Below are 19,024 nucleotides of genomic sequence, written 5' to 3'. Positions count from 1 at the left end.
GAACCGCTCGGTTCCCGGTTCCCCCTTCGGGGGCAGGGATGCTACTTCAGCAGCTTTGCTCCCTTGGTGATGACCTCTGCGGCAACCACGGAGACCTTGTCCTTGGAGCCTGCAGCAGGAATGTAGATGAGCGTCGGTTCGCCGTAGGTGATCTCGATGCCCTTCTTGGTGTCCTTGGCGCCGACGATCTTGGACGTCGTGGCATCCAGGCCGATCATTCCGCCGTCTTCCTTGGGCTTGGCAGTGGTCGTGGCGGTGAAGTTGCCCGAGACCAATGCTCCGCCGTCCGGGGTGGCCAGCACAACGGTGTCCTTGGTGTTCACGTTGCGCTTGAAGGAGATCGTCGCGTCCTTGTTGGCCTTGACCAAGGCGTTCTGGTCCTTGGCGTTCAGGGTCAGGAACGCGTTCTTGGCGAACTTGTCTGCGTCCTTGGACTTCTCGTTGTCCATGAGTCCGGCCAGGCGCTCAAGAGCTACCTTCGGGGTCATGGCCAGGTCCTTGGCATCGTCCTTGAGCATCTTCACCGACTGGTCGCCCACCGCGATTCCGGGGAACGTTGAACCGGGCAGCATCGGCGTGGCGAAGGCGACCTTGTAGTTCTCGCGCGGCCCCGACTGGGTCAGCGTGAGGGCGGTGGGAATCGTGGAGGCCTCGGAGTCCTTCGCGGTGACAACCATGATGGAGCGCGGGAAGTGCGCACCGTCGTCGGTGGGTACGGCGGCCGAGCGGATCACGCTGGTGTCGATGGCCTGCGGGGCGTCCAGCTTGACGTCGTCGTTGCGCAGCTCGTAGTTCTGGCCGCGCAGGGTCTTCAGTGCACCGGTGGTGCGCTCATCCAGGTCCTTGGCGTTCTTGGACTTGTCGGCCTTGGCCACGGAGGAGGATGCCTCCCCGAGGATGCGCTCGAGCTGCTTCTGCAGCACGACCGGGTAGACCTTCTCGGCATCTTCGGTCGAGCTTTCGGCGGGGCTCGGCGAGGTGCCTGCCGCCAGGGCCGGTGTGGAGGGAACCAGCACCAATGCCAGCACGGAGGCGGTCGCCACGATCTTGGCCACGGTGTTCTGGTCGCCCTTGGGAGCGGGAGTCGTGGTCAGGGTGTCGGTCTTCGGGGCGTCGGGGTGGCCGGCCGCACGGCGTCCGCCACCGGATCCTCCGCGCGGGGCGGTGCGGACAGCCGCCAGGGCGATGCCGGCAATCACGAGCAGCGAGCCGGCAATGATCAGCGGCATCGAGAACGGGGTGGCGGTGTCGCCGGGCCAGGTCGCGGTGATGTCGGTGGGTGCCGCGGCCTTGCCGTCGGCGGCCAAAAGCAGCGTCCAGGATCCCTCGTCGGGGTTGGTCCAGCGATACGTCATGGTCTTGTCGGCATTTTCGGTTGCCTGGAAGAGGTCGGCGTCAGCCGGGTTGGGCACTTCCGCCTCGCCGGTTTCCGAGGTCGACTCGAGGACCGTCTCTTCGGCGTTGATGCCGGTGATGGTGGTGTGGGCGGCCTTGCCGACCCACGCCTGCGCATCGGCGGAACGCACCAGCGAAGCGGTGAACTTGCCCTCGGCGTTGATGGTGATCTCCGTGGGATGACCGCCCACGGTTCCGGCCCCGGCTTCGATGAGTGTGACCGGGGCGGCTGCGGGGACCTGGGCAAGGGAAGCGGTCAGCGTCTCGGGCGGAGCCCATATGGTTCGCTGGCCAATCCCCACCACCAGGGCTGCCAGCCCAAGAATGATAGCGATCGCTGAAAAGATCTTTCGCACAATTACACCTAACGGATGAGGGGGTCGAGATTCGGCCTCGGGTGCCACCACATCATTTATCAGGATGACACGCTCACAAGTCTAACGAGTTCTAGCGCATCAGGGTTCCGGAATGTGGGTAGCACCACGCCGTTGGCGGTTGAGGTCTTGCCCACTAGTTACCGCGTGCGACTCCTGTCCCCCAATGCCGCCAAGCGGGTCCCGGGGGCATTAAGCTCGGGGTTGTGACTACTCAAGACGGAGACGAAGCAGCTACGCCGGAAGGCACCGGGAGCCATGAAGCCGCGCCCCGGGCCGATGCCGAGGGACAGGAAGCCGCGACGCCGAATTACCCCGGGAAACGGCCGACGCAGCCGCGAAAGTGGTGGCGCCGGGCGTTGGGCACCGCCCAGCAGACGCTCGATGCGCGGATCAAGCCGCCGGCGAACTTCGGGTTCCCCCCGGAGCCGCACCGGGAGCCCGGCGACGGGTACCCGGATGCCGACATTTCACCCCAGTCCAACCCGATTGCCTTCGGCTTCCTCTTCACCGTGGGCGTGGGCCTGGCGTTGCTAGGCTTCTTCCTGCTGACCAACGTGGGATCGCTGGTCATCTGGATCGCCATCGCCCTGTTCATCGCGCTGGGCCTGGACCCGATGGTGCGCTTCCTGGTCGCCCACGGGCTCTCGCGCGCCATCGGCGTCTTGATCACGATGCTGGCACTGCTTGGCGGTGTTGCGGGATTCATCGGCGCCATCATCCCGACGCTCACCGAGCAGACGGCCCAGTTCATCGAACGTGCACCGCGGATCGTCGACGACTTCCTCAAATCCGAATTCTTTGTCACCCTCGATGCGCAGTACCAGCTCTCGGACCGGATCAGCCAGGAAATCGGGAAGTTCTTCTCCGACACCGGGGCCGTGGGCGGGATCTTCGGCGGCGTGCTGGGGGTGGGCACCGTGATTGCCCAGGGCATGTTCGGAGTGCTGATCGTACTGGTGCTGGCCATCTACTTCCTGGCCTCGCTGCCGGCTATGAAGTCCTTTGCCTACCGGCTGGCCCCGCATTCGCGCAGGGTGCGCGTGGAGGAACTGGGCAACACCATTACCCATTCGGTCGGCAACTACGTCATGGGCCAGGCGTTCGTGGCAGTGCTCAATGCGACAATCGCGTTGGTGCTGATGAGCATCCTGGGCGTCCCCTTCGCCGCGTTGCTGACACTGCTGGTGGCCATGCTGGCCTTCATCCCGCTGGTGGGCGCCGTGATCGCCGGCATCCTGGTCTCGCTGGTGGCGCTGACCCTGGGATGGCAGACCGCCGCCATCTACGCTGTCTGCTACTTCGGGTACCTGCAGATCGAGGCCTACTTCGTCTCGCCAAGGGTGATGCAGAAAGCTGTCTCGGTCCCTGGCGCGGTTGCAGTGATCTCGGTGATCGCCGGCGGCTCCCTGCTCGGCGTCATCGGCGCGCTGATGGCCATTCCTGTCGCAGCGGCAGTCATGTTGATCCTGCGCGAGGTCTTCATCGTGCGGCAGGACAACCGCTAACCGGCCCGACGTCCCTGGGTGCAGGCGGCATTGATTCCGTCGCCGCCCACCCGATCAGTACCGGTAGGAGCGTGATTCCCAGCACTTCGGGTGCCAGTGCCTCCGTGCCGCGGCCGAGGCGTCATCGCCCGACCAATGGTCAGCACGCCACGCAACCAGGTGCTCGGTCCCGGGCTTGATGAACTGCCCGCATCCGGGGCACTTGTAGGTCTTGGCCGCGCCGACCGAGGAAATCCGGCGCACGTGCCACTGGCCATCGGGCGCGTCCTGCAGGCGCTGTACCCCGTAGCGGGCCTTCTCCAGCCACTGCTCGTCCGATCCGTCGTCGGGTCGCGTCCACTTGTTGACCCGGCCGGAGCGGGGCTTGGGGGCGGAGGAGCGAGAGGGTCGGTTGGAGCGGGCCATGATCCAATTCTGCCCCAGATGCTCCGCCCATCCGGCCCGGGACGCACCCCCGGGCGGTGTCGCTCCGGCCACGGCACCTGCCCGAAACCCGGTAGAGTGCCTGTTGTGCGTTTAGTGATTGCCAAGTGTTCAGTTGATTACGAGGGCCGTTTGCGTGCCCATCTCCCCCTGGCGACCCGCCTGCTGATGGTCAAGGCCGACGGCTCGGTGCTGGTCCATTCCGACGGCGGCAGCTACAAGCCGCTGAACTGGATGAGCCCGCCCGCGGTGATGCGGATCGTGGCCCCCGACGAGGAACAGGCCGCCGAGGGCGACGTCGAGCTCTGGCACGTTGCCCACCAAAAGTCCGACGACCGCTTGGTGGTGCACATCAAGGAGATCATCCACGACACCGAGCACAACCTCGGCATCGATCCCGGGCTGATCAAGGACGGCGTCGAGTCGGACCTCCAGCGCCTGCTCGCCGACCAGATCGAGACCCTTGGTGCCGGCTTCACGCTGATCCGCCGCGAGTACATGACCGCCATCGGCCCGGTCGACATCCTGGCCCGGGACGCCGACGGCGCCACCGTGGCCATCGAGCTCAAGCGCCGCGGCGACATCGACGGCGTCGAGCAGCTCACCCGCTACCTGGACCTGCTGAACCGCGACCCGCTGCTCAAGCCGGTGCGCGGGGTCTATGCCGCCCAGCAGATCAAGCCGCAGGCCCGCACCCTGGCGACCGATCGCGGCATTGACTGCCTGATCCTTGACTACGACGCGATGCGCGGCGTCGACGACGTGGCCGCGCGCCTCTTCTAGGCCCCCCGCTTTCCCCGCGCTGCGACACCGCGCCGGGGACGATGGAACTTTTGCGGCGCGGATACGTGATTCGCCGCCGCGCCCGGCCCTAGACTGGGTCCATGACTGCCACCGACTCACCTGAACGCTATGCGCTGACCGGACGACTCATCACCCCCGGAAGGGACATCCCCCGGGGCGTTGTTGCGGTGGAGGGCGACCGCATCGCCTTCGCCGGCGATGAGCACGAGTTTACGTTTTTCGACGAATCGGACACTTTCGAGCTGCGCCAGAGCCCGGAAGGCACGATCATCATCCCGGGCCTGATCGACCTACACTGCCACGGCGCCGGCGGCGGCGACTTTCCCTCGGGTGACCCCGAGTCGATCGCCACCGCTATCGAGTACCTCCACCGCTCCGGCACCACCACATTCCTGGCCTCGCTGGTCACTGCCCCGCGTGCGGACATGTTGGCGGCTGCCGCCGTGCTCGCGGAGTTTGCCCAACGCGGCGACATCGCCGGGATCCATGCCGAGGGCCCGTTCCTTTCCGCTGCGCGCTGCGGGGCACAGGACCCGGAACACCTCATCGACCCGGATCCCGAGTTCGTCGACGAGCTCATCGACGCAGCGGCCGGCCAGCTGCGCACCATGACCTATGCCCCGGAACGCCCGGGATCCGATGCCCTGCTCGAGCAACTGGTGTCCCAGGGGGTGGTGCCGTCCCTGGGGCACACCGACGCCGACGCCGACACGACCTCTGCCTCCCTTGCGGTTGCCCGCGAGGAACTTTCCAGTGCCGGTGTCGACGGCTTCACGGAGCGGCCCACCGTCACGCACATGTTCAACGGCATGGCACCGATGCACCACCGCGCACCCGGCGCCGTCGCCACCTGCCTGGAGCTCGCGGCCCGCGGAAAGATCATCGTTGAGCTGGTGGCCGATGGCGTCCACCTGGATCCGGTGATGGTGCGGACCATGTTCAAGCTGGTCGGTGCCGAATCCATCGCACTGGTTACCGACTCGATGGCAGCGACCGGCCTGGAAGACGGCAGCTATACGCTGGGCCCGTCCACGGTCACCGTTGCCAACGGGCAGGCCCGACTGGCCTCGGACGGTTCGCTGGCGGGAGGCACAGCCAGCATGCTCGAGGTGGTGCGCTCTGCGGTAGCGGCAGGCGTGGACCTGCAAGACGCCGTCATCTCCGCCACCAGGGTTCCGGCGAGCATCCTGGGCCTGATCGACGAAGCCGGCCGGCTGCACCAGGGATTCGTGGCTGACATGCTGGTTCTGGATGCCGGCCTCGCGCTGCAGCAGGTCGTGCGGAACGGCAAAAACCTATTGTGAAGTTTCCGTTGAGCAAGCGGACCCAGAGGTATTGACCCAAGTCACACGTTTGTGTGATGCTTGACTCAGTCTTTGTGTTGGTTAGTCATACCCGCCAAAGCAGTGCTGCGGGTGTGAAGTAACTGCGGCGGGGTCATACCCACGCCAGTGATCTTCTCACTTGAGTACCACCAATGGTCGTCGCACAGTGCAACGGCCAGATTTTCGCACTAAATGAGGAGAAATACATGGCTCAGGGAACCGTGAAGTGGTTTAACGCCGAAAAGGGATTCGGCTTCATCACTCCTGATGGCGCCGAGGCCGACGTGTTCGTGCACTACTCGGAAATCCAGACCAACGGCTTCCGTACGCTGGAAGAAAACCAGCGCGTGGAATTCGAAGTTGGCCAGGGTGCCAAGGGTCCGCAGGCCACCGGCGTTGTCGGTCTCTAAGGACTTCACAAATTCTTTGAACTTTTCACCAGTCAGGCAATCGACCGCAATGCGGCACGGATCCGGACGGGCGTAAACCTAAGAAGATGCAAAAAGCATGGGGCGGGATGATTCAATCATCCCGCCCCATGCTTTTTGTCTTGCTTGATCAGTCTTGCCGCCAGGTGCCGACGCCGGCAACGGGGCCGGCTTCCAACCAGGCCGAAAGGCCGTTGTAGGTCTGGTAATCCATGGCGATCAGGACTTCTCGGCCTTCATAGCTCATCATCACGATGACGCTGCCGGGCTGCACCAAGTGCTTTTCCTCTTCTGCGGGACGCCGCCAGCCCTTGAGCCGGATGGACGTCCGCAGGAATCGATGCACAGGGATCGGGGAGACCGAAAAGAGCTTGAGGAACTCAAGCTCACCAGGGCCATAACGCGCAATCGCCATCATCCACTTCCCGGAGGACGTGGAGATGGAAGCGTCGAATGTGCCAAGAGTGCGCCGCAACTGAATGCGGCGCACTCCCATGGCACCCAAGAACATCACCACAAGCAGCAGGGCTGCCAACACGATGAGCACAGGAATGCCGAGTTCGTTCAAGGCAGGACTATCGAGTTCCCGCCGGGACGGAGTCGGCCATGACGGCGTTGTCCGCTACGATCACCACACGGTCGGTATCAACGGAGAAGAACCCGCCATCAACCTGGACCGAGAACCGTGAACCGGAAACCGGAACGATTTCCAGATCACCGGCAGCGAGGACGGCCAGCATCGGCACGTGGCCGGGAAGGATCCCGATCTCGCCATTGCTGGTGCGTCCCTTGACCAGTTTCGCCGCACCGGACCACACGAAGTGGTCGGCAGCAACGATTTCGACTTGGAGTTCGGCCATGATTAGCGAGTCGACTTCTGGATGTCGGCCCACTGGCGCTCAACGTCGTCCATGCCGCCGATGTTGAAGAATGCCTGCTCGGCGATGTGGTCGACGTCGCCGTTGCAGATCGCGTTGAAGCCCTCGATGGTGTCCTTGATGGCAACCGTCGAACCCTCGACACCGGTGAACTGCTTGGCAGTGTAGGTGTTCTGGGAGAGGAACTGCTGGATGCGACGAGCACGCGACACAACAATCTTGTCTTCTTCACCGAGTTCATCGATGCCGAGGATGGCGATGATGTCCTGCAGTTCCTTGTTCTTCTGGAGGATCTGCTTGACGCGAACCGCGGTGTTGTAGTGGTCGTGACCAACGTACTGCGGGTCAAGGATTCGCGACGTGGAGGTCAGCGGATCGATGGCCGGGTACAGACCACGGGAAGCGATTTCACGGGAAAGTTCCGTGGTCGCGTCCAAGTGGGCGAAGGTCGCGGCCGGGGCCGGGTCCGTGTAGTCATCGGCAGGCACGTAAACGGCCTGCATCGAGGTGATCGAGTGACCCTTGGTCGAGGTGATGCGCTCCTGGAGGAGACCCATTTCATCGGCAAGGTTCGGCTGGTAACCCACGGCCGAAGGCATGCGGCCCAACAGGGTCGACACCTCGGAACCGGCCTGGGTGAAGCGGAAGATGTTGTCAATGAAGAGCAACACGTCCTGCTTCTGCACATCGCGGAAGTACTCCGCCATGGTCAGTGCCGAAAGCGCCACGCGAAGACGCGTTCCTGGCGGCTCATCCATCTGGCCGAACACCAAGGCGGTGTCCTTTAAGACGTTGGCTTCTTCCATTTCGACCCAGAGGTCGTTGCCTTCACGGGTGCGCTCGCCAACACCGGCGAATACCGAGGTACCACCGAAGTTACGTGCAACACGGGTGATCATTTCCTGGATCAGCACGGTCTTGCCAACGCCGGCGCCGCCGAAGAGGCCGATCTTTCCACCCTTGATGTACGGGGTGAGAAGGTCGATCGACTTGATGCCGGTCTCCAGCATTTCGGTCGAGCCTTCGAGGCTCGCGAAGGACGGGGCCTTGCGGTGAATCGGCCAGCGCTCGGTGATCTCGAGTTCCGAAGCCGCAACGTCGAGGGGCTCGCCCAGCACGTTGAAGATGTGTCCCTTGACAACGTCGCCAACAGGCACGGAGATCGGGGAGCCGGAGTCAACCACCGAGGTACCGCGGACGAGTCCGTCGGTGGCCTGCAGGGCGATAGCACGAACCATGGAGTCACCGAGGTGCTGGCTGGTTTCGAAGGTGATGGTGGTGGTCTTGCCGTTGAGGGTAATCTCAGCGGAAAGAGCATTGTAAATAGCAGGCAGGGAGTCGGCGGGGAATTCAACGTCGACAACCGGGCCGATAACGCGTGCGATACGACCGATTGCACCGGTCGAGGCAGCGTTACCCTGCTCGTTGAGTTGGGCAGTCATCTCTCTCTCACTTCACTTGTGTAGATGGCGTGGATGTAAGTGTGGGTAGGAAGTTCCCGTTAACCGTTCAGCGCGTCAGCGCCGGCAACGATTTCGGAGAGTTCCTGGGTAACCTCGGCCTGGCGGGCGTTGTTACGAAGACGCGTGTACTTCTTGATGAGTTCCTTGGCGTTGTCGCCTGCGGACTTCATCGCGCGCTGGCGGGCTGCGAGCTCGGAAGCCGCCGCCTGCAACATGGCGTTGAAGATGCGTGATTCGATGTACCGCGGAAGCAGTGCGTCAAGCACCTGCTCCGGCTCCGGCTCGTATTCGTAGAGCGGCAGCAGCTCATCGGCAGGAGTCTCGGACTCCTCCTCGACAACCTCAAGCGGCAGCAAACGAATGACCGTCGGTTCCTGAACGACCATCGACTTGAACTGGGTGAAGACAACGTGGATCTCGTCCACGCCTCCCACTTCAAATTCGTCGGCGAAGTCCTTGAGCAGGGCTTCGCGCAGTTCGCGTGCGGTCGTAAACTCCGGGGCGTCGGTACCACCGGTCCACACCTTCGCGTATTCGCGTCCACGGAAATCGAAGTACGCCTGAGCCTTGCGGCCGACCAGGTAGGTCTTGACGTCCTTGCCTTCTTCATGGAGCAGTTCAACGAGGTGCTCTGCCTGCTTCAAGACGCTGGCGGAGTAGGACCCGGCGAGTCCGCGGTCAGAGGTCATGACCAAGACTGCCGCGCGACGGATTGACTCCGGCTCGGTGGTCAGTGGGTGATCAACCTCGGACTGTGACGCGACGGCAGTAACAGCACGGGTAATCGCATTGGCATATGGCAGCGATGCCGAGACACGCGCGCGTGCCTTGCCAATACGGGAAGAGGCGATCAGTTCCATCGCCTTGAAGATCTTGCCCATCGACGTCGTCGATGCAATCTTCTGGCGGTAGACCCGAATCTGGGCTCCCATGTTTGTCCTTTCCTTATCCCTTTGCAGGGGTTGCCGCACCGCACCTTCTGGTGCGGCAACCCCTAATCAAAGGTGATGTCAGCGCTTTTGCTTGACGATCTTTTCCTGGTCGACGGATCCCTCGGCCAAGGCGTCGAATTCTTCGTTGCCGGCGGCGACAAGCTTGTCGTCGCCTTCACCGAAGAAGCCGGCCTTGAAGTCGGCGATGTTCGACTTGAGCGATTCCACAGTCTCGTCCTCGAGCTTGCCGGTTTCGGCAATCACGGTGAGCACGTTGGTGCGGTGGCGCAGGTGGGCAAGGAACTCGGTCTCGAAACGACGAACGTCTTCAACCGGGACGTCATCAAGGTAGCCCTTGGTGCCGGCCCAGACGGAGACAACCTGGTCCTCAACCGGGAACGGTGCGTACTGTCCCTGCTTGAGCAGTTCCATTAGGCGCGCGCCACGGGTCAGCTGCTGCTTCGAAGCGGCATCGAGGTCCGAGGCGAACATGGCGAATGCCTGCATGTCGCGGAACTGTGCCAGCTCGAGCTTCAACGTACCGGCGACCTTCTTCATGGCCTTGATCTGCGCCGAGCCACCAACGCGGGACACCGAGATGCCCACGTCGACTGCCGGACGCTGGTTGGCGTTGAAGAGGTCCGACTGCAGGAAGATCTGGCCGTCGGTGATGGAAATGACGTTGGTCGGAATGAAGGCCGAGACGTCGTTTGCCTTGGTTTCGATGATCGGCAGACCGGTCATCGAGCCTGCTCCGAGCTCGTCGGAGAGCTTTGCACAACGCTCAAGCAAGCGGGAGTGCAGGTAGAACACGTCGCCCGGGTAGGCTTCGCGTCCCGGCGGGCGACGCAGCAACAGCGATACGGCGCGGTAGGCTTCGGCCTGCTTGGACAGATCATCAAAGACGATCAGAACGTGCTTGCCGTCGTACATCCACTGCTGGCCAATGGCCGAGCCGGCGTACGGTGCCAGGTACTTGAAGCCGGCCGGGTCGGAGGCCGGGGAGGCAACAATGGTGGTGTATTCCAGCGCACCATTGGTTTCAAGGGTCTGGCGCACTGCGGCAATGGTCGAAGCCTTCTGACCAATTGCCACGTAGATGCAGCGGACCTGCTTGTTGGTGTCCCCGGAAGCCCAGTTGGCCTTCTGGTTGATGATCGCGTCAACGGCCAGGGCGGTCTTGCCGGTCTGGCGGTCGCCAATGATCAGCTGACGCTGGCCACGGCCGATCGGGATCATCGCGTCGATGGCCTTCATGCCGGTCTGCAGCGGTTCGTGAACCGACTTGCGCTGCGTCACGCCCGGAGCCTGAAGCTCCAGTGCGCGGCGACCGGAGGACGCGATCGGTCCCAGGTCATCGATCGGCTCGCCCAGCGGGTCAACCACTCGGCCGAGGAAGGCGTCGCCAACCGGAACCGAAAGGATCTCGCCGGTGCGCTCTACGCGCTGGCCTTCGGCGATGCCGGTGAAGTCGCCCAGGACGACAACACCGATCTCGCGGGTGTCAAGGTTCTGGGCCAGGCCCAGGGTGCCGTCTTCGAAGCGAAGCAGCTCATTTGCCATGACGGAGGGAAGACCCTCCACCTTGGCGATACCGTCACTTGCCGTGGTTACGCGGCCGACCTCGGTGCGCTCTGCTTTGCCCGGTTCGTAGGACGCTGCGAACTCATTCAAGGCATTGCGGACGTCGTCGGCGTTGATGGTCAATTCGGCCATCTGCAGTCCCTGCTCTCCTAAGTTGTGATTACCGCGGTCAATCGTTGCGGTAACCGAAATTTGATTCAGTCTATGGTGACTGGCCTGCAAGGCAGGCCCCCCGTGTTGAAGTGGGGGGCTGCCTAGCTTGCCAACTGGCGGCGAAGCTCCGCGACGCGGGTGGCGACGGTTGCGTCAACAACCTCGTCGCCCACCTTGATGCGGATGCCGCCTACTAGTGCCGGGTCGATCTCGACATTGATCTTCAAGTCCCGGCCGTAAAGGTTGTTCAGGCCTGCCTGCAGGCGCGCTGTTTGCTCGGCAGTGAGATCACGGGTGACACTCACCTGCGCAATCCAGCGGTCCTGGCGTTTAGCCACCAATTCCACGAAGCGCTCCAGAAGTGCAACGGGCTTGAGCCCGCGCGGCGAAGCGACGGCCTGGCGGATCAGCAGTGCAGATGCGTCCGAGGCATTCGGCACCAGCTTGAGCGCCAGGGCGCCCTTGGCTTCGGCCGTTGCCTTGGAATCATCGAGGGCACGCTGCAGATCATGACTGGACCCAACCACACGGATGAACGCGAAGAGGTCTTCTTCGAGCCTCTCCAGTCCTGCGGAACCGCCCTGACGCTCGGCTACCGCGATGGCGACAGTTGCCGCCACGGTCTCCAGTGCATCGCCAATGTCTCGTGCCGAGCTCCAACGCGAGGTTGCCAGAGACGCGACGGTGGATTCGGCTTCCGCCGAGACCTTACCGTGCAACAGCTGGGCAACAAGCCCTGCCTTGTCCGAGGCCCCGCGAGCCGGATCAGTCAGTGCGCGACGCAGGCCTGCATTGCCATCCAGAACGTCAACCGTCCCAAATAGCTCGGCGGACAATTCCAAGGACGCGTGTGCAAGCTTGGTTTCCAACGACGCCAGCGCCGCGGACAGTGACTCGCTCGATACACCTGCCATTAGTTCGATGCACCTGCGTTCTGCTGGTTTTCCAGGTCTGCCAGGAACTTATCGACCACGCGGGAAGCGCGCTCGTCGTTCTCAAGAGCGTCGTCGACGATCTTGCTGGCCAATGAGGTAGCCAGGGTTCCGACCTCGGCACGCAGCGAGGTAACTGCTGCGGTGCGCTCGGCTTCGATCTGGCGGTGGGCCTGCTCGGTAATGCGAGTCGACTCTTCTGCTGCCTTGGTCTTCAGTTCCGCAAGAATCAGGGCACCTTCTTCGCGCGCTTCCTCACGGATGCGGTTGGCTTCGGTGCGTGCTTCCAGCAGCTGTGCCTTGTACTGCTCCAGGGTGGCGTTGGCTTCGGCCTGTGCGGCCTCTGCCTTTTCAAGTCCACCCTCGATGGCCGTGACACGGTCCTGGTAGGACTTCTCGAATGCCGGGGCAATGTACTTGACCACCAAGAACAGCAGGACAGCGAAGCCTGCGGCAGTGACAAGAATTTCCCACGGGTTCGGAAGCAGAGGGTTTGCACCCTCACCTGCAGCGAGGATCAATTCGTTGCTGATCATTCTCACTCTTCCTTATCTCTTAAGTTCCAATTGGAATGGCACCTGCGCAAGTGGCAGGGCCACTACGAGGGGAACTAGACGCCGACGACGAAGGCGAAGACCAAGCCCAGGATGGCGAGAGCTTCTGCAAGGGCGAAGCCCAGCATGGCGATGGGCTGCAGGATGCGCTGAGCTTCCGGCTGGCGTGCAACACCGTTGATGTAGGCAGCGAAGATCATGCCCACGCCGATGGCCGAGCCGATTGCAGCCAGGCCGTAGCCGATCATGTTGAGGGAGCCGTGGAGTTCCATTTCGTTCCTTTCAAGATACCGACACTTTGTCGGCAGGTTGTGAGGTCATTCCCTGATGAAGGGGAAAACTTTGTTTGTGTGGTGCGAGCCCGAATTAGTGGGCGTCTGCATCCAGGGCACCCTGGATGTAGAGGGCGGTCAGCAGGGTGAAGACAAATGCCTGCAGGACCATGATCAGGAGTTCGAGGAAGTACATCGCCACGGAACCGACGATGACCAGCACGCCAACGGCGTTCAGGGCCAGCGACTCCTGGACCATGATCAAGTGCTGGGCACCGGTGGCGGCAAGCATCACGATGATGTGGCCGGCGAGCATGGTTGCCATCAAACGCAAGGAGTGGGTCAGCGGGCGGACGATGAAGTTGGAAATGATTTCCAACGGCACCAACAGCGGCAGGATCCACCCCGGGACCCCCGAGGGAACGACGGCCAGCTTGAAGTAGCGGATGCCGTGGTTCTTCACGCCGACGGCAATCCAGGTGCCGTAGATGATGATGGCCATGGCGTAAGCCGCGCCGGCGTGGGAGAACGAGGGAAGCTGCAGGAACGGGATTGCTCCGAAGAGGTTGTTCAGCAGGATGAAGAAGAAGGTCGCAAAGAGCATCGGCACCCACTGGGCGAAGTTCTTCTCGCCAATGATGTCGCGGCCCACGCTGTTACGGACGAAGCCGTAGGCGCTTTCGGCCAGGAACTGTGCCTTGCCTGGTACCAGCTTCGGATTCTTGATGGCCGACTTGAAGAACCACACGATCAAGATGATCGAGAGGATGATCATGACCATCTGCTTGCCGAAACCGGTCCCGTACTCGGCTAACCATGGCAGCACCTCGGGAAGGTGGGTGTCGGAAATCGACGGCGGGACATAGGGTTCAGTGGCCGTCGGAAGCGCAAACGCGGTCAACGCGCTGTCCTCTCTGCAGTTTCGGTCGTGGGGCAAAATCGGTGATTCGGCGCAAGGCACCGCACACCGTGTGAAGTTCTAGTGGTCGATCTCATCGCTGCGTGGAAACTCGCGGCGTCGATGCCGCAAATGGTGGCGAGCCAGAAACAATCCGGCGGTGGCGCCTAAGAGCGCCCCGAGGAAAACTATCCAGCGAGTGTCCAGCAAAAGATCCAGGCCCCAGCCTATCAAACCCCACGCGAGCAGCCCGCCAACAATGTAGTTGACGTACTCGCGGACGGGGGCCTGACTTGGCGCTTGGCTGGGGTCCATCTCAGGGTTTTCCATGATCGCCTCCATCGGATGGAGACGGCGATGGATCGTCCTGGTTGAAAATGGGAAGCCTCGCCCGGGAAAAGGCGCGAATCTCTCCGACCTGCCACAGCACCAGGGAACCAATGGCCCCCCACATGAAGTAGGGCGCAAGCACCCATTCGGGCAGTCCGGAAAAAAGCACCAGGAAACCCATGCCAAGGACCTTGATGAAATACATGAACAGGAAGGCCGGCAGCGCCCAACTGGCGCGATGCCGTCCTGCCCAATCGGCAACGAGCAGGCTGATGCCGAAGAAAACAACGATCAGGGCGCATCCGAACGCCAGCGAACCGGCCGCTTGCGCGCCCAGGATCGGCCAAGCGACGATGGACGCAACGGCGCCGACACCAACGGTGTAGGAAACGCACGTCTTCAGGATGCCCAACCACGGGGAGCGCGGAGCCGACGATGCAACCAGCGCACCGCTCGGTTTGGAACCGCGTCCCGACTTGATCATGTATGTCCAGTTCCCTTGTTGCAGCAGCACCGCTGATGGGCCCTGCATGACATGGAGGCTTGATGGGGGGTATGTTCCTCCGTGAAGAGGCACCTTGAATTCTACACGAGATAGAACGGGGCTCCGAACCGCCGATGGGCCCGGCGCTACAGGGAAAGGAGGGCCTACTTGGCGCCGGGCAAGCCGAGCTTGCCGTGCGCCCGCTTGAGCATGGGCAGCCAGGTGACGAACGTCACGAAAATGAAGGCCGCAACATAAAGGGGAATTGCGATTCGTCTGTCGCTCAGCGAAATCACCACGACCCCGGAGGCAACCAGCGCCGCCCATAGGTAGAGGATCAGGACCACGGCGCGGGGGCTGTGCCCCAGGTCCACCAAGCGGTGGTGGATGTGCCCGCGGTCGGCACTGAAGGGTGATTTGCGCTTGGCCGTCCGCCTGATGACGGATAGCAACAGGTCCAGGTACGGCAGCACGATCACGGCGACCGGCAGGATCACCGGCATAAATGCCGGGACGTTGCGGAAGCGGAAGGCATCCTGCCCCAGCACGTCGCCGGTAACGGCAAGGGTGGCCACCGCAAAAAGCAGCCCGATGGCCAGCACTCCGGTCTCTCCCATGAAGATGGAAGCCGGTTGGAAGTTGTGCGGAAGGAAGCCCAGCGTCGCCCCCAGCAGCACCGCACACAGCAGCGCCGAGAAGTTGGCGTAGTCCTCCGCGCTGACGCGCGTGGCCAGCAAGTAGCTGTAGACAAAGAAGGTTGCCGCCCCGATGGCCGAGATCCCCGCGGCGAGGCCGTCCAACCCGTCGACGAAGTTGATCGCGTTCATCGTGCCCACGATGACCAGCACCGTGACGAAGACCTGAAGGGCAGGGGAATCGATATGCAGCGACCCGACGGGCAGGGCCTTGAGCAGGATCCCGTGCTGGACAATCACCAGGCCCACGGCGACCTGTCCGATGAGCTTGGCCCACCAGCGCAGGTCGATCAGGTCATCGAGCACCCCCATGACCAGGATGATGGCCAAGGCGATCAGCACTCCCTGGATGGGCTCGGGGGACCTGAAGATGCCGGAGAAGAACGACATCTGCTGGGCCACCGAGATTCCCAGGTACAGCGCCCCCACAATGGCAACCCCACCCAGCTTGGGGGTGGGCTTGTGGTGGAAGTCGCGGTCACGCACCGGGAGCTGGGGCATGAATCGCACACCCAGGACCCGGAGCACCGGAGTGAGCAGATACGAGGTCATGAACGTGATCCCGATCAGGAGCAAATAGCTTCTCATGGTGTCCGGGCGGACTCCCCTGCGGCGTCCCCGCTTTCGGTGCCGCCGCGATTCTGTGTTTCAACGGGAGCGGCCCCCGGCGACGTGCCGGACTTGGCGTCCGAATGCGTAGTGGCAGGGCCTGACGCGATGTCGGCATCGGCGTCGGCGTCGGCTTCGGCTTCGGCTTCGGCTTCGGCTTCGGCGCTGTCGCTGTCGCTGTTGGCGTCGGGCAACAAGAAATCATCACTTGCGGGCAGGGCTTCCGCTGCAGCGTCGTTCACATCGGCTTCGGCTTGCTCTAGCCCCGCACCGGATTCATCGGATGACGGCGCGGCGTCCACTGTCAGGGCCGGGTCCGGTTGACCGTCGGTGTCCAGAAGGTCGGGAACCACCACGCGCAGCGCCTCAACGGAGATCGCACCGGCGCGCACCACGCGGGGCGGGGTGAGGGTGCAGTCGACGATGGTGGAGCTCAAGGCTTCACCGGCGATCGGGCGGGCCCCGGCCTCAAGGTACACCTCGACCGTCTCGCCGAGCTGACCGAAGGCGGCCTCGGCGGTGGCGGCGGCGGGGTGACCGGTGCGGTTCGCCGAGGAGACGGCCAGCGGGCCGGTGCTGCGCAGCAGTTGGCGGGCCACCTCGTCGTCGGGCATCCGCAGGGCCACGGTGCCGCGGGTCTCCCCCAGGTCCCAGGTCAGTGACGGCTGGGCGTGAAGTATCAGGGTCAGCGCGCCGGGCCAGAATTCCGCTGCCAGGTCCCGGGCGAAGGCGGGGATGTCGATGGCCAGGCCGTCCATCGTGGCTGTCTGGGGGATCAGCACCGGGGGCGGCATGTTCCGTCCCCGGCCTTTGGCGGCCAGCAGGGTCGCCACGGCCTGGGCGGAAAAGGCGTCGGCGGCAATGCCGTAGACGGTGTCTGTGGGCATCACGATGCATCGGTTTTGGGCCAATGCGTCGCGTGCGGCCTCGAGACCAGCCTTCAGTTGCTGGCTGTCGCGGGCATCAAAACGTGAAGTCACGTGATTCATTCTTCCATGTTTCGTGGGTTTTCAGCGGCGGATGCCGCTCGTGGCACGGTCTCGTCCGGTCAGGTCACGGTGGGTCGCCACCTGCTCCCAGTGTCCGGAGGCGGCAAACATCGCCGCCATGCCAGCGGCCTGGACCTCGGCGTGTTCCATGACGAAGAAGCCCCCGGGGCGCAACAACCGTGCTGCGGAGGCCTCGGCGGCGCGGGGCAGGACCATGCCGTCCTCCCCTCCCCCGTACAGCGCCATATGCGGGTCGTGGTCCCGGGCCTCGGGTTCGCGCGGCAGGGCGTTGGCGGGGATGTAGGGCGGATTGGAGACGACCACGTCGCAGCTCCCGTCGAGCTCGGCAAACGCGTGGGTCAGGTCCCCCTGCACCAGGTTGACACCCAGCGGCGCCAGGTTGCGCTGTGCGTAGGGGAACGCGTCGTCGGAAAGCTCCACCGCGTGGACCCGTGCCCCGGGCACTTCATGCGCCAGCGAGCCGGCGATCGCGCCGGACCCGGTGCCAAGGTCGACCATCAGCGGGTGCTCCATCCCGCGGGCGGCGTCGATGGCCAATTGCACCACCGACTCGGTCTCGGGCCGCGGCACGAACACGCCGGGACCCACAAAAAGGTCCAGGTACCGGAAATGGGCGACGCCGGTGAGGTGTTGCAGCGGCACGCGGGTGGCGCGCCTGGCCACCAGTTGCTCGAAGCTTGCAGCAGCGGCGGGGGTGAAGCTCTCCCCCATCATCGACATCGAGGCCAGCCGCCCGCGGCCCACGTCAAGCACGTGGGCAGCCAGCAGCTCGGCATCCACCCGCGGGGAGGGCACCCCGGCGGATTCGAGGACTGCCGCTGCATCGCCGAGCACCTGCGCCAGCGGCCTGCCGCTTCCCGATTCGCTCACCTGCGTCCTAGCCCTTGTCCCCGCCGATGGCGTCCAGGCGCTGCTGCTCGTCCATCTCGATGCAGGAGTTGATCAGCGGGTCCAGCTCGCCGTTCATCACGTGGTCAAGGTTGTAGGCCTTGTAGCCGGTGCGGTGGTCGGCGATCCGGTTTTCCGGGTAGTTGTAGGTGCGGATGCGCTCGGAGCGGTCCATGGTGCGCACCTGCGACTTGCGGATGTCGGAGTTTTCCGCGTCGATGATGGCCTGCTGGTGGGCCAGCAGGCGCGAACGCAGCACGCGCATGGCTGCCTCGCGGTTCTGGATCTGCGACTTCTCGTTCTGCATGGCCACCACGATGCCGGTGGGCAGGTGGGTCAGGCGCACCGCGGAGTCGGTGGTGTTCACCGACTGGCCGCCGGGGCCCGAGGAGCGGTAGACATCGACCTTCAGGTCGTTCGGGTGGATGTCGACCTCTTCGGGCTCGTCGACCTCGGGCAGGATCAGCACGCCGGCGGCCGAGGTGTGGATCCGTCCCTGGGACTCGGTCTGCGGCACGCGCTGCACGCGGTGCACCCCGCCCTCGAACTTCAGGTGCGCGTAGACGCCTTCGGCGGGGTCGTTGGACTTGCCCTTGATGGCCATCTGCGCGTCCTTGTAGCCGCCGAGGTCCGACTCGTTGAAGGAGATGAGCTCCGTCTTCCAGCCCTTGGTCTCCGCGTAGCGGGTGTACATGCGCAGCAGGTCGGCTGCGAAGAGGGCAGCCTCGTCGCCGCCTTCCCCGCCCTTGACCTCGAGGATCACGTCGCGCGCGTCGTTGGGGTCGCGCGGGATCAGCAGCCGGCGCAACTTTTCCTCCAACACGGGCAGTTTGGTGTTCAGCTCCTCGACCTCGGCGGCGAAGTCGGGGTCCTCGTCGGCCATTTCCCGGGCCGTCTCGAGGTCCTCGGTGGCCTGCTTCCAGCGCCGGTGCGCCTCGACAATGCCGTTGAGCTCGGCGGAACGGCGGCCGAGCTTGCGGGCCAGGGCCTGGTCTTGGTAAACGGCGGGGTCCGAGAGCCGGGCCTGGAGGGCTGCGTGCTCATCGAGTAGGCCCTGTACGGACTCAAACATGTTTTCAGCTTCT

21 protein-coding genes are annotated in these 19,024 nt (G+C 63.7%); 4 read left to right on the top strand and 17 right to left on the bottom strand.

Translation table 11 applies throughout. The features are described 5' to 3' along the window. Positions 1 to 41: 41 nt before the first annotated feature. Entirely contained in the window at positions 42 to 1,751 is a 1,710-nt protein-coding gene (locus tag Q2T94_RS16060; protein WP_264269279.1) for a hypothetical protein, read from the bottom strand. A gap of 224 nt (positions 1,752 to 1,975) precedes the next feature. Here Q2T94_RS16060 and Q2T94_RS16055 point away from each other — a divergent pair, with 224 nt between their 5' ends. Next, positions 1,976 to 3,277, top strand: coding sequence for an AI-2E family transporter (locus tag Q2T94_RS16055; protein WP_302265690.1), 1,302 nt, complete (start codon positions 1,976 to 1,978; stop codon positions 3,275 to 3,277). A 54-nt stretch (positions 3,278 to 3,331) separates the two neighbouring features. Here Q2T94_RS16055 and Q2T94_RS16050 read toward each other — a convergent pair whose 3' ends face one another. Next, positions 3,332 to 3,682 carry an Rv1322 family protein gene (locus Q2T94_RS16050; RefSeq protein WP_302265689.1) on the bottom strand — a complete coding sequence of 117 codons (351 nt, stop codon included), beginning with the start codon at positions 3,680 to 3,682 and terminating at the stop codon, positions 3,332 to 3,334. Positions 3,683 to 3,787: 105 nt separating this feature from the next. Between Q2T94_RS16050 and nucS the strand changes: the two genes are divergently transcribed. The 3 genes from nucS (at position 3,788) to Q2T94_RS16035 (ending at position 6,239) form a co-directional block, all read left to right on the top strand. After that, on the top strand, positions 3,788 to 4,483 hold the full coding sequence (gene nucS / locus Q2T94_RS16045) for an endonuclease NucS (RefSeq protein ID WP_264269276.1): 696 nt from the start codon (positions 3,788 to 3,790) through the stop codon (positions 4,481 to 4,483). Positions 4,484 to 4,584: 101 nt separating this feature from the next. Then, positions 4,585 to 5,808, top strand: a complete 1,224-nt coding sequence (gene nagA / locus Q2T94_RS16040; RefSeq protein ID WP_302265688.1) for an N-acetylglucosamine-6-phosphate deacetylase — start codon at positions 4,585 to 4,587, stop codon at positions 5,806 to 5,808. A gap of 227 nt (positions 5,809 to 6,035) precedes the next feature. Then, positions 6,036 to 6,239 (top strand): cold-shock protein, encoded by a 204-nt coding sequence (locus tag Q2T94_RS16035; RefSeq protein ID WP_068735141.1) that lies wholly within the window; start codon positions 6,036 to 6,038, stop codon positions 6,237 to 6,239. Positions 6,240 to 6,387: 148 nt separating this feature from the next. Here Q2T94_RS16035 and Q2T94_RS16030 read toward each other — a convergent pair whose 3' ends face one another. From Q2T94_RS16030 to prfA, 15 genes are all read right to left on the bottom strand, one after another. After that, positions 6,388 to 6,825, bottom strand: coding sequence for a DUF2550 domain-containing protein (locus Q2T94_RS16030; protein WP_264269274.1), 438 nt, complete (start codon positions 6,823 to 6,825; stop codon positions 6,388 to 6,390). A gap of 7 nt (positions 6,826 to 6,832) precedes the next feature. Continuing rightward, positions 6,833 to 7,117, bottom strand: a complete 285-nt coding sequence (locus tag Q2T94_RS16025) for a F0F1 ATP synthase subunit epsilon (protein ID WP_264269273.1) — start codon at positions 7,115 to 7,117, stop codon at positions 6,833 to 6,835. Positions 7,118 to 7,119: 2 nt separating this feature from the next. Next, positions 7,120 to 8,577, bottom strand: coding sequence for a F0F1 ATP synthase subunit beta (gene atpD, locus Q2T94_RS16020; RefSeq protein ID WP_264269272.1), 1,458 nt, complete (start codon positions 8,575 to 8,577; stop codon positions 7,120 to 7,122). A 59-nt stretch (positions 8,578 to 8,636) separates the two neighbouring features. Beyond that, on the bottom strand, positions 8,637 to 9,530 hold the full coding sequence (locus tag Q2T94_RS16015; protein WP_217389145.1) for a F0F1 ATP synthase subunit gamma: 894 nt from the start codon (positions 9,528 to 9,530) through the stop codon (positions 8,637 to 8,639). A 78-nt stretch (positions 9,531 to 9,608) separates the two neighbouring features. Next, positions 9,609 to 11,246: a F0F1 ATP synthase subunit alpha gene (gene atpA / locus Q2T94_RS16010; protein WP_264269271.1), complete on the bottom strand. Its 1,638-nt coding sequence runs from the start codon at positions 11,244 to 11,246 to the stop codon at positions 9,609 to 9,611. Positions 11,247 to 11,368: 122 nt separating this feature from the next. After that, positions 11,369 to 12,181, bottom strand: coding sequence for a F0F1 ATP synthase subunit delta (locus Q2T94_RS16005; protein WP_264269270.1), 813 nt, complete (start codon positions 12,179 to 12,181; stop codon positions 11,369 to 11,371). Then, complete coding sequence (locus Q2T94_RS16000; RefSeq protein ID WP_264269269.1) at positions 12,181 to 12,735, bottom strand: F0F1 ATP synthase subunit B; 555 nt, start codon at positions 12,733 to 12,735, stop codon at positions 12,181 to 12,183. Before Q2T94_RS16000 ends, Q2T94_RS16005 begins: the two co-directional genes overlap by 1 nt. 74 nt (positions 12,736 to 12,809) lie before the next feature. After that, entirely contained in the window at positions 12,810 to 13,025 is a 216-nt protein-coding gene (locus Q2T94_RS15995; RefSeq protein WP_209681488.1) for an ATP synthase subunit C-like protein, read from the bottom strand. Between the two features lie 94 nt (positions 13,026 to 13,119). After that, positions 13,120 to 13,926 (bottom strand): F0F1 ATP synthase subunit A, encoded by an 807-nt coding sequence (atpB, locus tag Q2T94_RS15990; RefSeq protein WP_264269268.1) that lies wholly within the window; start codon positions 13,924 to 13,926, stop codon positions 13,120 to 13,122. 78 nt (positions 13,927 to 14,004) lie between these two features. After that, positions 14,005 to 14,253: a hypothetical protein gene (locus tag Q2T94_RS15985; protein WP_302265677.1), complete on the bottom strand. Its 249-nt coding sequence runs from the start codon at positions 14,251 to 14,253 to the stop codon at positions 14,005 to 14,007. Further along, positions 14,240 to 14,665, bottom strand: coding sequence for a hypothetical protein (locus Q2T94_RS15980; protein ID WP_302265675.1), 426 nt, complete (start codon positions 14,663 to 14,665; stop codon positions 14,240 to 14,242). Before Q2T94_RS15980 ends, Q2T94_RS15985 begins: the two co-directional genes overlap by 14 nt. Positions 14,666 to 14,901: 236 nt before the next feature. Further along, a complete protein-coding gene (locus Q2T94_RS15975) occupies positions 14,902 to 15,984 on the bottom strand; it encodes an MraY family glycosyltransferase (protein WP_302265673.1) in 1,083 nt (360 codons plus the stop codon). Between the two features lie 32 nt (positions 15,985 to 16,016). Further along, a complete protein-coding gene (locus tag Q2T94_RS15970) occupies positions 16,017 to 17,030 on the bottom strand; it encodes an L-threonylcarbamoyladenylate synthase (protein ID WP_302265672.1) in 1,014 nt (337 codons plus the stop codon). Between the two features lie 21 nt (positions 17,031 to 17,051). Continuing rightward, positions 17,052 to 17,921, bottom strand: coding sequence for a peptide chain release factor N(5)-glutamine methyltransferase (gene prmC / locus Q2T94_RS15965; RefSeq protein WP_302265671.1), 870 nt, complete (start codon positions 17,919 to 17,921; stop codon positions 17,052 to 17,054). A 7-nt stretch (positions 17,922 to 17,928) separates the two neighbouring features. Then, the gene (gene prfA, locus Q2T94_RS15960; RefSeq protein WP_264269262.1) at positions 17,929 to 19,011 is read right to left on the bottom strand and encodes a peptide chain release factor 1; all 1,083 of its coding nucleotides are present in this window, start codon (positions 19,009 to 19,011) and stop codon (positions 17,929 to 17,931) included. Positions 19,012 to 19,024 lie beyond the last annotated feature (13 nt).

The organism is Paeniglutamicibacter sulfureus (genome assembly GCF_030512175.1).
Classification (GTDB): Bacteria; Actinomycetota; Actinomycetes; order Actinomycetales; family Micrococcaceae; genus Paeniglutamicibacter; species Paeniglutamicibacter sulfureus.
Note: the sequence above shows the minus strand (reverse complement) of the source record. Positions and strands in the feature narration are given on the sequence as shown.